The 12788-nt window shown below is 41.0% G+C and carries 20 protein-coding genes and 1 pseudogene; 18 read left to right on the top strand and 3 right to left on the bottom strand.

Annotated features, from left to right (window positions below):
• Positions 1 to 334: 334 nt before the first annotated feature.
• Positions 335 to 799, top strand: coding sequence for a hypothetical protein (locus MFF31_RS06625; RefSeq protein WP_238187278.1), 465 nt, complete (start codon positions 335 to 337; stop codon positions 797 to 799).
• 1593 nt (positions 800 to 2392) lie between these two features.
• Positions 2393 to 2698: pseudogene (locus MFF31_RS25375) on the top strand (DEAD/DEAH box helicase family protein); the annotation flags it as partial.
• Positions 2699 to 2722: 24 nt separating this feature from the next.
• Here MFF31_RS25375 and MFF31_RS06615 read toward each other — a convergent pair.
• On the bottom strand, positions 2723 to 4213 hold the full coding sequence (locus tag MFF31_RS06615) for a recombinase family protein (protein WP_238187277.1): 1491 nt from the start codon (positions 4211 to 4213) through the stop codon (positions 2723 to 2725).
• Between the two features lie 105 nt (positions 4214 to 4318).
• Here MFF31_RS06615 and MFF31_RS06610 point away from each other — a divergent pair, with 105 nt between their 5' ends.
• Positions 4319 to 4708, top strand: coding sequence for a LytTR family transcriptional regulator DNA-binding domain-containing protein (locus MFF31_RS06610; RefSeq protein ID WP_248565411.1), 390 nt, complete (start codon positions 4319 to 4321; stop codon positions 4706 to 4708).
• 213 nt (positions 4709 to 4921) lie between these two features.
• On the opposite strand, the gene MFF31_RS06605 is transcribed toward MFF31_RS06610, so the two are convergent.
• Both MFF31_RS06605 and MFF31_RS06600 read right to left on the bottom strand, forming a co-directional pair.
• Positions 4922 to 5146, bottom strand: a complete 225-nt coding sequence (locus MFF31_RS06605; protein WP_238187275.1) for a helix-turn-helix domain-containing protein — start codon at positions 5144 to 5146, stop codon at positions 4922 to 4924.
• Positions 5147 to 5339: 193 nt separating this feature from the next.
• Positions 5340 to 5690, bottom strand: coding sequence for a helix-turn-helix domain-containing protein (locus tag MFF31_RS06600; protein WP_238187274.1), 351 nt, complete (start codon positions 5688 to 5690; stop codon positions 5340 to 5342).
• 152 nt (positions 5691 to 5842) lie between these two features.
• Between MFF31_RS06600 and MFF31_RS06595 the strand changes: the two genes are divergently transcribed.
• From MFF31_RS06595 to MFF31_RS06525, 15 genes are all read left to right on the top strand, one after another.
• Positions 5843 to 6067: a helix-turn-helix domain-containing protein gene (locus MFF31_RS06595; protein WP_238187273.1), complete on the top strand. Its 225-nt coding sequence runs from the start codon at positions 5843 to 5845 to the stop codon at positions 6065 to 6067.
• A 49-nt stretch (positions 6068 to 6116) separates the two neighbouring features.
• The gene (locus tag MFF31_RS06590) at positions 6117 to 6956 is read left to right on the top strand and encodes an ORF6N domain-containing protein (protein ID WP_238187272.1); all 840 of its coding nucleotides are present in this window, start codon (positions 6117 to 6119) and stop codon (positions 6954 to 6956) included.
• 13 nt (positions 6957 to 6969) lie between these two features.
• The gene (locus MFF31_RS06585; protein ID WP_238187271.1) at positions 6970 to 7281 is read left to right on the top strand and encodes a hypothetical protein; all 312 of its coding nucleotides are present in this window, start codon (positions 6970 to 6972) and stop codon (positions 7279 to 7281) included.
• Positions 7282 to 7422: 141 nt separating this feature from the next.
• The gene (locus tag MFF31_RS06580) at positions 7423 to 7587 is read left to right on the top strand and encodes a hypothetical protein (protein ID WP_238187270.1); all 165 of its coding nucleotides are present in this window, start codon (positions 7423 to 7425) and stop codon (positions 7585 to 7587) included.
• A 277-nt stretch (positions 7588 to 7864) separates the two neighbouring features.
• Positions 7865 to 8023 (top strand): hypothetical protein, encoded by a 159-nt coding sequence (locus tag MFF31_RS06575; protein WP_238187269.1) that lies wholly within the window; start codon positions 7865 to 7867, stop codon positions 8021 to 8023.
• A complete protein-coding gene (locus MFF31_RS06570) occupies positions 8020 to 8286 on the top strand; it encodes a hypothetical protein (protein ID WP_238187268.1) in 267 nt (88 codons plus the stop codon). Before MFF31_RS06575 ends, MFF31_RS06570 begins: the two co-directional genes overlap by 4 nt.
• A 128-nt stretch (positions 8287 to 8414) precedes the next feature.
• Positions 8415 to 9047, top strand: coding sequence for an ERF family protein (locus tag MFF31_RS06565; protein WP_238187267.1), 633 nt, complete (start codon positions 8415 to 8417; stop codon positions 9045 to 9047).
• Positions 9044 to 9847, top strand: a complete 804-nt coding sequence (locus MFF31_RS06560) for a PD-(D/E)XK nuclease-like domain-containing protein (protein ID WP_238187266.1) — start codon at positions 9044 to 9046, stop codon at positions 9845 to 9847. Before MFF31_RS06565 ends, MFF31_RS06560 begins: the two co-directional genes overlap by 4 nt.
• A 4-nt stretch (positions 9848 to 9851) precedes the next feature.
• On the top strand, positions 9852 to 10175 hold the full coding sequence (locus MFF31_RS06555) for a hypothetical protein (protein ID WP_238187265.1): 324 nt from the start codon (positions 9852 to 9854) through the stop codon (positions 10173 to 10175).
• Positions 10175 to 10522, top strand: coding sequence for a hypothetical protein (locus MFF31_RS06550; RefSeq protein WP_238187264.1), 348 nt, complete (start codon positions 10175 to 10177; stop codon positions 10520 to 10522). Before MFF31_RS06555 ends, MFF31_RS06550 begins: the two co-directional genes overlap by 1 nt.
• Positions 10523 to 10606: 84 nt before the next feature.
• A complete protein-coding gene (locus tag MFF31_RS06545) occupies positions 10607 to 11215 on the top strand; it encodes a hypothetical protein (protein WP_238187263.1) in 609 nt (202 codons plus the stop codon).
• Positions 11208 to 11540, top strand: coding sequence for a hypothetical protein (locus MFF31_RS06540; protein ID WP_238187262.1), 333 nt, complete (start codon positions 11208 to 11210; stop codon positions 11538 to 11540). Before MFF31_RS06545 ends, MFF31_RS06540 begins: the two co-directional genes overlap by 8 nt.
• Positions 11530 to 12003, top strand: coding sequence for a hypothetical protein (locus MFF31_RS06535; RefSeq protein WP_238187261.1), 474 nt, complete (start codon positions 11530 to 11532; stop codon positions 12001 to 12003). Before MFF31_RS06540 ends, MFF31_RS06535 begins: the two co-directional genes overlap by 11 nt.
• Positions 12000 to 12398: a YopX family protein gene (locus MFF31_RS06530; protein ID WP_238187260.1), complete on the top strand. Its 399-nt coding sequence runs from the start codon at positions 12000 to 12002 to the stop codon at positions 12396 to 12398. Before MFF31_RS06535 ends, MFF31_RS06530 begins: the two co-directional genes overlap by 4 nt.
• Entirely contained in the window at positions 12395 to 12748 is a 354-nt protein-coding gene (locus MFF31_RS06525; RefSeq protein WP_238187259.1) for a DUF7694 domain-containing protein, read from the top strand. Before MFF31_RS06530 ends, MFF31_RS06525 begins: the two co-directional genes overlap by 4 nt.
• The last annotated feature ends 40 nt before the right edge of the window (positions 12749 to 12788 follow it).

The raw sequence follows: 12788 nt of genomic DNA, 5'->3' as shown, positions 1-12788 counted from the left end.
AGCTCAGAGGGAAAGTTAATATTAGTACTAAGACTAAAAGGTAGATCATTTGAACTTTAACTTTCTTCATCAATTCACTCTCCTCTTATTTAATGTTTTAGAGACTTTAAACTAGCATGAAATTAAAGGGTTCACCCTTTCTTAGAATATGTAGACCATCATAATGTATATATGTTTGAAGACGTACAAAAATGATAGCACATATTGGTGTTTCATCAAGAGTGTATTTTTGTCGATTCATAAGAAATAAGTACATTATAATCGCCTTGTCCTCGAATACCGTAACCGATAGGCAGGAAACGGCATATAGTGTTCCAAAGAGGAGGTGGCCGACATGTTTGAACTTCTGCTGCTGATCGCTGGTTGTTATTTACTGGCAGCATTGTTGGTGCATCTGGCTTTCTGGACCTATCGGGGGCGTAGACGCGCGAGCAATCATTATGTGCTGATAGCGGATAAAGGACAAAAAAATATGGAATGGTATTTAAGATCATTGTTTTCCTTCTCTAGCTTGATTGGCAGGGATATTCGGCTGACAGTGGTCGATCATGGTGTAACGGAGGAAACGAAGGCAATCGTGGAACGCTGGAGGAGAAGCGGTAAAGATGTGCAAATTCATGTACATCAAGAGCATACGGATAATAATTTGAAAACGCATAGCGGAAAGCGCTCACAATTGGATAGTGTTGCCCATCAAATGTTATGGTTGTTGCAGGCCGAAGGGATTGTTTCGGAAGCAGAGCATGCTATCCTTGTAGATTTGCAAAACCCTGACGACTTGTCGAAAATTCCATTTTAGCCTATAATTTGAACCATATAAGAACAAAGAGTGAAGCGCACTCGATTTTGCCGTCTTTTGGCATCGTCGAGTGCGCTTTTTTATTTTAAGTTGGGATGAGGTGTAAAGAGGGTGAAAGCACACGTTTATCTGATCAAACATAATAAACAGTGGAGAGCAGTAATGACTATTGAACCATCTGTAGATTATTTATATTGGTTTGGTGGGGGGAGTAGCGTTGCAAATGCAGAGATTGGATTGCTGTGGGGCGAGCTGTTCCCTCTTGGGCAGGCATGCTGGATTATAGAGCAGTGGAATAGTAAGAAACAAAATGAAAATCAGAAAAGAATAAGTGTAAACCGAGTGATGAATAATTGCGATCTTGAGGGTAATGGAGTAAAGCGTCAAGAGGTTGAAATGAAACTAATGGAACTGTCGGTAATGATCGAACAGTGTAAGGAGAAAGAGGTGAAAAATAGCTTTCGTCAAGGAGGGAAGCAACTGACTTCTAATAAGTCGCAAAGACCTCGATCACATTTTGAAGAACAGAGGGGGAGAGATAATACCAAGGTTGATAATTTGCTTCATCTAACCGAATTATGGACAGTAGAGGGTATAAGGATCGTGGAAAGCGATATTAACATGGGTAGACCTTATGAGGGAGGGAGATGTGATAGTAAGGCTGGTATGAGTAGAACATATGAGGGAGGGAAGTATGATAGCGAGACGTATATTAGCAGACCGATTGGGACGATAGGATATGGGAGCGAAGCAGTTGGTGACGCGGAGCGCCTGGGGTTGCTTGCGGCAAAGGCGAAGCTTGCTGCTGGCCTATTGCAGGGACGTGCGCTGCTAAGCGGCGAAGCGCGCGCCCTGCTTGAGGGCGCAACTGTGCCCGATACCAAGGAGAGCTGGAACGGAGTAATCCAGCTCGCATCGCTGCTCGGGCATGTGTGCCTTAGCGGATCGGTCGCCGCCGATTGGGGCGGGCGACCGGGCACTTTGCGCTGCCTGCGGTGCGGCAGCGGGGAGGAGCATATGCGGCGCACGCGCTGTGCGTCGTGCGGGCGGATGTGTGCGTATTGCGAGGCATGCTTGACGATGGGGAGAAGCCGGGAATGCGAGCTCTTGATTAGAGGGCTGCACAATAGTGAGCACACAATGAACGGGATAAGTGCAAAAGGCGATCTAAGTGGATACAACGCCTCGATTAATGAAAGATTGGGAAAGTGGGGGCTTAGCCCTGCGCAGCAATTTGCTGCGGCTGTAGCTCTGCAATTTGTCGAAACGGCTCCTAAGTATAGAAATGTAGGCGGAAGGGAGAGCGTCAAAGGCACTAGAGCCCCCCTTCAAGGCGAGCATTGTCGAATGCCGGAGGAAGTTCATTTGCATGTGCAACAAGAAGTGCAGAGACAAACATGCAAGCGTTTGAAAGGGAAACGAGAACTATTTTATAACCCCATTAGATCAAATCATTTTCTGCAACAACTTCACTTATTAACTCACTACGGAAAAAGAATATGGCGTGGAGCAAACAAACTCCTTGACACTTTATCTCACGGCATCAAACGCATTGGCGGGCGGAAGGGACATTTTGGAGAAAGGTCAGATATTCGAAGCTTTTTGTTATGGGCGGTGACGGGAGCAGGGAAGACCGAGATGATATTTCCGCTTGTAGATTCAGTCATTAGTAAGGGAGGTAGAGTGCTCATTGCTTCACCTAGACGTGACGTCGTTATTGAGCTTGATCCGCGCATTCGACGTGCTTTTCCCAAGAAGAGCGTTGTTACTCTATATGGAGGAAGTGACCAGAGGTGGGAGCGGGGAGACATTACATTGTCAACGACACACCAACTGTTTCGTTTCCATGAAGCCTTTGATTTAGTCATTGTGGACGAAATCGATGCATTCCCATTCCATCCACAATGCACCCTATTAACCGTATTAGTTGTATGTCACAGCCTTAATTTGAAAAGGAAGAGACCTACCTTTCCCTGAAACACCCTTGCCACTCTGAACATCACAATCCACGTAAATATACTCGAATATCGTTTGAATCATTTCTTTCTTGCTAGCATCGTCTATTTCTTCCCATATGGTAGGTAAGTCAATGAGTAAAGATGCATTCTGTGCACTGAATCCAATTGAGTTTGCTTTGGTCTCATTTATTTGTGTTCGTATTATGCGTTCGATATCATCGTCTTCCCGTTTTCGATTTCTAAAGTCAGATTCACTAATTAGATCCTCCGCCAGCATGTATTGCCATTTTTTCTTACGTTCTAAAATGGCATTTAATTTCTTCTGCAATTCCTTTAATTGATCCTCGACAGATTCGTTCTTTTCCCTAATTGTTTCTTTGGAAGCAGCGACTTCTTCATATGTTAGTTTTATTGATCTTACGTAACCCATGATTAGACTCTCAGCAACATTTTGTCTTAATAGTGGCATATCACAGCCCATTGACTGCGTACGATTACTACACATATAAATAGTAAATACACCGTTAGCCTTTTTTCTCGTTCTCCCAAACATTGCATTACCACATCGAGAGCAACGTAATACGCCGGTAAACCAGTATTCATATTTTTTACTTGTACCATAAAATTGCCTACGTCTTATTCGTTCTGTATGTTCTTCGTATTCTTCCCATGTGTATATAGTTGGATAGTTTGTATCAGCCCAAATAACATCAACTGATTGTTCCTTTTTCTTACTTGGGTACTTACCTTTTTTATTTTTCCCACCATATTTAATTTTTCCGGCATTGAAAGGGTTTGAAAGAATATACTCTACACCAAATGCGGACCACGGTTTACCTCCACGTCGAAATAGCCCTCTAGAATTAAGAGAACTTGCAGTTGCTCCGAATCCATTACCAGCCATGTACACTTGTCTAAGTTCTAGCATTACTTTCACTTCACTGACAACAAGATGCATTGTCTCTCCATCCCAATGGAATCCTTCGGGTACAGGTCCTCCATGCCATTTTCCATCCATAACAAGAGTCTCCATACCAAATCGCACACGTTCAGCGAGATTTCCACGTTCCCACTCTGCTAGAGCTGCTACTATTGTGATAAATAGTTTACCCATTGCTGTAGTCGTGTCATATACTTCGGTAGCTGAACGAAACTTAATCCCTAGTTTCTCAAAACGGTCTAGGATTGCATGTAAGTCACGCACAGATCGAGTAAGTCTATCTAACTTATATACAAGTAAAATGTCAAATAGACCATCCTCAGCGGCTTGCATGAGCCTTGACAGTTCGGGTCTATCTAAATCTTTAGCAGACTCTCCTTCTTCAACGAAAACCTCAATTACTTCCCATCCTTGAGATACGCAATAGGCTTTACATCGCTCTATTTGCCCTTCTAGTGAGTAGCCTTCTTCTGCTTGCATATCTGTAGATACCCTTACATATATAACTACTCTCATAGTGAACCTCCAGTTAAATCATGTTGCTTCTATTATAGTGACTATATGGGTAAATAGAAAATCCCTTTGGTTAAGTGGATTTGGTACGACTTACCTTGTAATATTTTGTTGGATGCGCAACTGATATCCATGTCTTATCATGGTAGGCAACAACATCAGGGAGCTGACACATTGAGGATATTAGGGGTTAAGATGCATAATCGCACAGGAGATATTACAGATTTTGTAAATTATGATTTAGATGAAGTTAATTACATTGATCTTTGGGAACACAATTCAGTAGAAGTTCCTGCTTACCACACTTCATATGGATCATTTATAGCTTTAAGTACCTTAAAAGACATATCCTCTGCTTATGCCAAGTTCGGGTTTGAGTCATATGGTCGTTCTGAAGTTGTAAACGTGAGCAGAATAAAAGATTTAAAACGTGCAAAGGGAGGAACAAAGGTCACTTTTATTGATGATACTTATGTAATAGTTAGAAAAAACGTATAAATATCATTTGTCAATACCTTAAACCCCATTTTAGCGTAGTAAAGCGGCGACATAATTCGACAGACAAGTAGTGATATGTTGTATATTATCAAATCAAGGCCTAATGTATCATTGAATGTTAGCAATTTGTGGCGTACAATGTCGTTGTAATCGCTTTATTTATTTATACCGAAAGTACAACAAAAGTAGTACCTAACCCGTGAAGTAGCATTGCTACTTCTCCTGCTGCTGAATGTCCCAATCGTAAATATCATCTATCTTGCACTTGAGAAAATGAGATATTAGTGCTGCTGTTCTAAAATTCATTGTCTTTCGCATAGTGCAATAATCTGATATCTGAGTTTTGCTCTTTTTGGTAACTCCAGCAAGCCACTGCTGGTCTTTACCAATCTTTAAAAGCAATTCGGGAATTCGACAGCGGACGGGATTAGGATCCATGTCCGTGCCACCTTTTCAGTTTTTACTTTCTAAAATACGAACATACGTTCCTTTTTATCGGATGATATGCTATCATGACTGTAGAAAACACAGTAAAAGGGAGTTGCATCTATGGATGAAACGTTATGTGATTTGGCTACATATCTGATCGATACTAAAAAAATTGCCGATACAAATACTGGACTTATAGACTTTATTGCTTCGACTTTGCGATCCCCAGTATCAACTCACGTAACGTTGCATTCACAACAGGATCGTCCCTCAGGTTAACCCCGTATTTTGCTTCTGCTTCTTTTATAACATGATCATATACACTTTCAGGGAGCGTGAATTCGCTCTCTTTTACATTTCCAGTTAACAACCAATCTAATGATACTTCATATAACTCAGATAGTTTATTTAATGTATCTATATCAGGTTCTGTCCCACCGTTCTCATACCTTGATAACGTTTTATTATTAACAAATATCCTCTTGAATACTTCAGTTTGCGATAATTTTTTAGCTTCTCTTGCTTTTCTTAAACGATGGCCTAACTCACTCAATATTTCCACCTCCTAAAGAATTATTTTAACACATACTTAGAAACTAAGAAAAAAACTCTCTGAAATTATGAAAATATGTATTGACTTCTCACTAAATGAGATATATATTTAATGCAAGGGTTCTCAATAAATGAGAAAAGAGGTGATAGCAAATGGAAATGTTTAGACGTATTAGATCGCATATCGATGACAATGGCATATTACTAAAAAAGGTAGCTGAACGTTCAGCTATCGAACAAAAAAAATTCTATCGCTTGGTTAATGGTAAGACTGAAATGAGTATTGATGAATACGAAGTTATTTGCCGCAAGGGACTTGGAATCGAACCTAGTTATTTTTTTGCTCGCAAGTTCTCAGAAAACGAGAAAACAGCTTAACTTCTAGTATTTTACGACAATAAATAAAGATTTGAAAGGTGGAAGGGAAATGAATCAATTGAAGGTTATCGAAAAGAACGACCAAAGAGTTTTGACGAGTGCTCAACTGGCGGAGGTATTTGGAACAGATTTGAAACGAATTAATTACAACTTCAACTACAACAAATCTAGGTACCAAGAAGGCGTTCATTACATCGTTCTAACAGGAGATGAAAGAAAAGACTTTGTATACGAGCATGAAATTCATGCTTCCTTAAAAACGGCACACACATTGTACCTCTGGACAGAAAAGGGAGCATTCCTTCATGCCAAGTCATTGAACACTGATCAAGCATGGGACGCATACACGAAGTTAGTTGATGACTACTACAAAAAAGTAGAACAACTCAAACAAGCCGCTCCCAATCTTTCCGGATTAAGCCCAACGCTTCAAGTGTTGATTAGCTTAGAACAACGTCAAAACGCATATGAAGCCAAGCAACAGCAACTTGAGGAAAAGTTAAAGGGCATGGATGACGTGAAGGAAGCTGTCGAAACAATAACGGAAAATATGACCGCAGCACCTAATCACACAAAAGTTATTTCCACGGTGAATGAGTTCGCCAGATGGACGAGGTTGGGACATAACGAAGTTTATAACAAGGTTTACGAACTACTAAAGAGTGCCCACGGTATAGATGTTAGACAGCGCGTAGAGAACGAAAGAGCCAAGATCCAAGAAGAATACAACAAGAAAACGGGAAAATGGTACTCCGAATCCACATTGAAGTCAAAGGTTAACGGAATCGACGTAATGGTTCGGATCGATTGCTTGGACAAATTCAACAATATATTAGTAGGTCTGCTGGCAAAAGAAAAAGGAAAGAGCAATCTTAGATTAGTCCAATAAAGGGGGATAAACGGTGCACAAAGATGTCATTGACTCAGTTTACAGTTTTCAACTCACGGATCTTCTTGAAAGGGTTCAGCGTGGAGAAGAGGTAACTGCGAATGAGGTAGCGGAAACACTTGTTTGCGGCCTTCAATCTACACATAACTCCTTTGTTGATATGGCCAAAACGTGCAGAGAGTACACAGACATTATTCTGCGGTTACAGAAAGAACAGTCAAGGGAAAGAAGAATTGTCCAACTCTTCCTCAGTAATCACGGATTGGAGTACAAATTCGATAATTTTGAAGCACGTATCCTTGAACGAATATTTCATTCGAAATAGAAGGAGGCTACACCATGAGACCAATAGGTACAAACGGAAAGCCAATGAGCGAACAAGCATGGAAGAACTTAAATAACTTTATCGCTCGAGTGAATCTCAATCGATCATCAAAACGGGATACAGCATAAGGAGGATGAGAAAATGATCAGCAGTAAAAAACTACTGGATTACATCTGCTCACAGAGCAAAGATACATCGTCGGAAAAGGACTTATTCATTCGAGAACTTTGTACCAAAATCGAGTTTGGTCACTTTGATCCTGATGAAGAGGACACTTCCAATTATGAATACGAAAATTTCAGATAAGGAGGACTAATCATGGATAACACTGCAATACAAGCCCAAGAACGCCACAATAACCGCATCCCGTACCGCCGCCCGATTGATCTATTCAACCCATGCGAATGCGGTCAGAGAGAAGCAGTTGCACGTTACAAAGGCAAACAGAATCTATGTGACCCATGTCTTAACGGAATCTGCGAGGTGGTAATCCTATGATGAAGGTACATCCAATCGATAGAACAAACCCAGTCAGAAACCCAATAAAAGGTGATCCATGGTCACAGAGAGGTGGAATAAGAATATGAAAGTAGGAGACATGGCAAAGCCCAAAGGATCACCGTTTCCCTTCCAACGAATCAAGGAAGAGGATGAAGGGATGTACGCTATACAGTGGTCATTGCGGAACGGCGTTCGACATACGACATGGTATGAGTTGGACGAGCTGGAGGGTGAAAAGTGATGGAAATCGATAGTGCACCATTTTGGGTGCGAGTGGATGCAACGAAAGGTGAGTATCTATCAGCCTTGCGATCACAGATCAGAACATATGTGGATCATGAGGAAGAGATGGGTAATGAACTGGATTGGAGGCATTTTGTTGAGAGGTATAGCGAATGGAATCATGAACATTTGTACGAAACAGTGGTTGAGGAAATCATGATTTATGTGAGGGAGAAAGTAGATGGATTATCTTCAGCTAGCCAAACGCTTCAAGGGGCATAAGAGTGGACGAAAGATAGCTCTTGTATTGCTTAAGAATGCAAAAAGAAAAGGAGCCATCGCAGCGGCTCCAATTAGGTAAAGAAAAAAAGTTATGAACCCATTGTACAGCACAAGGAGCTGATAGGGCAATGAATATATATGAAAAGTTAATTGAGGTGCGTAAAGCTGTTCCGTTTCTGCAAAAGGATGCATCAGGACAACAATACAAATACAACTCAAGCAGCCAAGTTATAGCGGCGGTACGTGCAAAACTGGACGAAATGGGACTATTGCTGATTACCGAATTAGTTAGTCATAACTTGTTAAGCGAAACAATTGAATTAGTGGATAAGGACAAACCTAAGAAAACAACTACTTATTTTACCGAGATAGATTTGATTATGACCTGGGTAAATGCAGAGAATCCTGACGAACTAATTAGAATCCCATGGTATGCACAAGGCGTTGATATAGCTGGTGAGAAGGGCGTAGGTAAGGCACTTACTTACGGGGAGAAGACTTTCATGCTAAAGCAATTCAACATTGCCACGGATCAGATGGACGTTGATGCATTCCAACAGCGCATGGAAAGAACTGTAGGTAAGATCAATTCTAATGCGATAGCGCAGCTAAAATCAGCATGGATCGGTGCAGGATACAACATTAATTTGTTATCAACTCGAATAAAAGAACTTTACAACTGCGGTATTAATGATCTTTCAGAAATACAAGTTGATGATCTACTTGCAAAGATCAAAGGGAAACGGAGTGAATCAGCTTGAGATTGACGGAAGAAAATTATTATTCAAAAGAAGCAAATCAATATTATATGAGTGTCAGCCAGTTCAAAGATTTTGATAAATGCGAAGCCTCAGCACTTGCTAAGATAAACGGATTATATGAAGAGCCCAAGATAGATTGTTTCTTGATCGGTTCATATGTAGGAGCTTCAATTGAAGGGAAATATGCCCTAGATAAGTTTATTGCAGAACATCCGGAGATCATTTCATCTCAAGGTAAAACAAAAGGTGAACTGAAAACGGAATATAAACATGGTGACCGAATGGTTAAGACTCTTCTAGACGATCCAGTTTGCAGTCAGATGCTTGAGGGAGACAAAGAGGTAATTGTAACAGCGGAGCTATTAGGAGTGTTGTGGAAGGCTAAATTAGACGTCTATAACCCCAATGAAGGTAGAATTGTTGATCTTAAGACTGTGAAAGGTTTGCATGAACGGTACTGGAAAAATGGTAAGTGGGTATCTTTCGTTGAAAACTTTGGTTATGTGCTTCAAATGGCAGTTTATACAGAGTTAGAAAGGATCGAGAGCAGTCGTATATCAATGCTTGAACCTTTAATAGTAGCTGTAAGTAAAGAAGAAACACCTGATAAAGCAGTCATTTGTTTTGATGAGGAATCTCTCAACTATGAATTATTGATGGTAAGTGAAAAGCTACCCAGAATCATTTCAGTTAAAGAAGGTATTGAAGAAGCTAAGCGTTGCGAAAAGTGTCGTTATTGTCGTCAAACTAAGAAAGTAAGCGGACTTATTCATTTTCTCGAATTAACAATGGGGAGATGACACTATGAATCTAGCAAACCAACCCGCTAGAAGCGTCCCAAAGCCCCAGCATAGACGTAACAAGCCAACTGCAAAGCAACGGGGAGATATATCGGTAAAGGTACGAAGAGAGCTAAGAGAGCGTTCAGGTGGCATATGCGAGAGATGCAAGAGTCACCTTGCTAGGGAAGCAGCTCACAGCGTACGGAGATGGAAGGTTGAGAATCGCACAACAGTAAAAGAACTCGTTCACCTTTGCAATGAGTGTCACCTATGGGCTGATGGATGCAAGGAAGGTCGCAATTGGTTGATAGAGTTCAGAAATAAACTATTGGAGGAATCGGCATAATGGATAAAATCCCAGTAATGGTAATGAGAAATAAAACGAATGCAGAGAGGTACTTAGCTGCAAACATGGATGTTGGTGATTGGGACGATGAGAATTTAGATGTAACCATGAAGGACATCCAAAACGCTTACATGATTGTACGTAAAGATTTAGCAATTCCGACAATTGAGGATTTTAAAGAACATAAGGAATTTCACGCTGAATATAAACGCCTGTTAACAGAGCGATACGGAAAATCGGCATTTATATCGATGGATTTTGAAGGTGTATGTGAAGCGTATGAACCTGTAAACATCGAGATTACTCAGGAACAGTATGACTATTCTAAAGAATTGATAGAGGAATAAAAGTAACTACTAGGCCGAAGGCCCTCAAATCGACTGAATCACCTAGCGAAGCGATGGCCGCATAATCAATTAGGAGGTAACGATATGAACGGGGATATCCAGCAAGTGTTAGGACAAGTAAAAGAGGCGTTAGGGAAGGCAACTGCGGGACCGTGGAAAGTTTACCGTAAGCAAAATGAGAATGAAACGCTAATTGGTACGGCATATGATCACCCACAATTAAAAGGACCTGATGGGATCGTAAATCATGCATACGGTGTAACTGGTGAATTTGTTTATATAAAGGACGAAAATGCGCACCTTATCGCCAACTCTCCCACATGGCTCCAAGCACTCGTAACTGAGCTAGAAGAAGCCCAAACGGAGATAGCCAACAAGGAAGAGACAAACAGTCATTTGCATCTAGAAGTGAATTATTGGCAGGACGAATACCAATCTCTTAAGGGCAGATTCGAAGAATTGGATAAATCGGCTGATGAAGCACTTGATCTCTTGAAAGATTTCTCACGAACTATTGCTGACAAGGATAGGGAGAATGAGAAGCTGCGGAAAGCATTACGCATCTACGCAGACGAAAATCACTATGTATCCACTATTGGATCAATGGAAATCACTCCTACATCAATGATCGATAAAGGACAAATTGCACGTATGGCGCTATCCCCCAAGGAGGAGGTAAACCAAGATGTCTAATTTGGTAGATTGCCCTTATTGTGAGTATGAGAATGATGTTAGTGATTCCCATCAAGATCCTTCAAATAACAAATTTGATTTTGAATGTGGTTCTTGTGAGAAGGAATTCGAAGTTGAAGTAGAATACAATCCAAATTATTCAGCTAGCGAAATTGTATGGGTTAAGTGTCAATCCTGTGGAACGGAAACACGGGAACCTTATAGCAAAGGCAGGATTCACCCATTTCCTAAATTTATCGTGCATGATTGCATCTGCGAAAAGTGCTGGAAAGAGGCTTATGTTAAAGAGTTGGAATTGAAAAGGGTGGTCCAAGATGAGTCTTGATAAGCAACGTTTGTTAGTAGACTTAAAAGAATGGGAAGTAGCATATGCCGAAAAAGGGTGGTCTAATCATCAGTCTACAATCGCTGGCGTTATTTATCGGATAGAATCAGGTCGTTATAACGTACCAATCTATCCTACTGTTGATGCATACGAGGCAGTATGTAAAGCGTTATGGAAACACAGAGGTTCTATATCAGAAGCAATTGCAGAATGGGAGAGTATGGACGAATTCGACGATACCGTTCTTGTGATAGAAAAGGTAATTAAGCATCTTAAGGATGGTTTAGCTTCCCCAGTGCCAATAGAAGACTATAAAACGAGCTATGAGGCTCTAGTACAAGCCCTAAGAGACGGCTACAATGACCCTCTAACATCTCACCAAGATGATTTAATTTACTGGATTGAGGCTACGTGCCCGTTTCTGGAAGACCAATTTTCAGTGAAGGAGGAGACAGATCAATGAGACCCTATAGAGGCAAACGAACGGTAGACGATGAGTGGGTATATGGTAGTTTGATAGACAATGATCGCATAGTCGGAAGTGTAGTTGATTGGGATGACGATTACTTTTGCACAGAGTTTTGGTACACGGTCGATCCCGATACAGTAGGGCAATACATCGGATTGACTGACAAAAATGGTAACAAGATTTATGGAGGGCAATATGTCAGAGTTAAAATACAAGGCGGTTACTCTGATCATTATTGTGATAAGGACTACATTATAAAAGTCACATATGACAACGATAGAGCTTGCTGGCAACCATTTGATCGTTGCCGCATGTGGAAGGATGAATCAGGTAATTTATCTTCAGTAGAGATCGTGGACCATCCTCACCTACTGGAGGGAACGGTATGAGGAAGTGGATCGGAAAACCGTCTCCCAAAAGTTTAAGAAAAGGGACAGGGTGGTTCGGAGAACTGAACAAAGCATGGGTAGACGAATCATTACAGTATTGTGTTATGTCTCGTGAAATCAAAACAGAGTGGGGAAATGTTGATCATGTTTGCATGCGGAATGCGACTGAAACGGACATACCTTGGATGGAGAAACAGAGAATAAAGGACGAATTGTTTGGATATGACCGAACTGCAATTGAGGTATATCCGACCGAGCCAGAGTTGATTGACGAAGCAAACATGTATCACTTGTGGGTGCTTCCCAAAGGATTTAAGATGCCATTTACGCTCAAGGAGATGACGGTATGACAGCACATAAACCTGATACGGCTAGTAACAAATAAAAAAT

It is taken from the genome of Paenibacillus sp. L3-i20 (genome assembly GCF_022180385.2).
In the GTDB taxonomy this organism is placed as follows: domain Bacteria; phylum Bacillota; class Bacilli; order Paenibacillales; family Paenibacillaceae; genus Pristimantibacillus.
This window is presented reverse-complemented; position numbering and strand designations above follow the sequence as displayed.

Excerpts from the sequence above, each read along its gene's own strand:
- MFF31_RS06625 (WP_238187278.1), top strand. The coding sequence starts at position 335 with ATGTTTGAACTTCTGCTGCTGATCGCTGGTTGTTATTTACTGGCAGCA.
- MFF31_RS06615 (WP_238187277.1), bottom strand. The coding sequence starts at position 4,213 with ATGAGAGTAGTTATATATGTAAGGGTATCTACAGATATGCAAGCAGAA.
- MFF31_RS06605 (WP_238187275.1), bottom strand. The coding sequence starts at position 5,146 with ATGGATCCTAATCCCGTCCGCTGTCGAATTCCCGAATTGCTTTTAAAG.
- MFF31_RS06595 (WP_238187273.1), top strand. The coding sequence starts at position 5,843 with ATGGAAATGTTTAGACGTATTAGATCGCATATCGATGACAATGGCATA.
- MFF31_RS06590 (WP_238187272.1), top strand. The coding sequence starts at position 6,117 with ATGAATCAATTGAAGGTTATCGAAAAGAACGACCAAAGAGTTTTGACG.
- MFF31_RS06580 (WP_238187270.1), top strand. The coding sequence starts at position 7,423 with ATGATCAGCAGTAAAAAACTACTGGATTACATCTGCTCACAGAGCAAA.
- MFF31_RS06575 (WP_238187269.1), top strand. The coding sequence starts at position 7,865 with ATGAAAGTAGGAGACATGGCAAAGCCCAAAGGATCACCGTTTCCCTTC.
- MFF31_RS06565 (WP_238187267.1), top strand. The coding sequence starts at position 8,415 with ATGAATATATATGAAAAGTTAATTGAGGTGCGTAAAGCTGTTCCGTTT.
- MFF31_RS06555 (WP_238187265.1), top strand. The coding sequence starts at position 9,852 with ATGAATCTAGCAAACCAACCCGCTAGAAGCGTCCCAAAGCCCCAGCAT.
- MFF31_RS06550 (WP_238187264.1), top strand. The coding sequence starts at position 10,175 with ATGGATAAAATCCCAGTAATGGTAATGAGAAATAAAACGAATGCAGAG.
- MFF31_RS06545 (WP_238187263.1), top strand. The coding sequence starts at position 10,607 with ATGAACGGGGATATCCAGCAAGTGTTAGGACAAGTAAAAGAGGCGTTA.
- MFF31_RS06540 (WP_238187262.1), top strand. The coding sequence starts at position 11,208 with ATGTCTAATTTGGTAGATTGCCCTTATTGTGAGTATGAGAATGATGTT.
- MFF31_RS06535 (WP_238187261.1), top strand. The coding sequence starts at position 11,530 with ATGAGTCTTGATAAGCAACGTTTGTTAGTAGACTTAAAAGAATGGGAA.
- MFF31_RS06530 (WP_238187260.1), top strand. The coding sequence starts at position 12,000 with ATGAGACCCTATAGAGGCAAACGAACGGTAGACGATGAGTGGGTATAT.
- MFF31_RS06525 (WP_238187259.1), top strand. The coding sequence starts at position 12,395 with ATGAGGAAGTGGATCGGAAAACCGTCTCCCAAAAGTTTAAGAAAAGGG.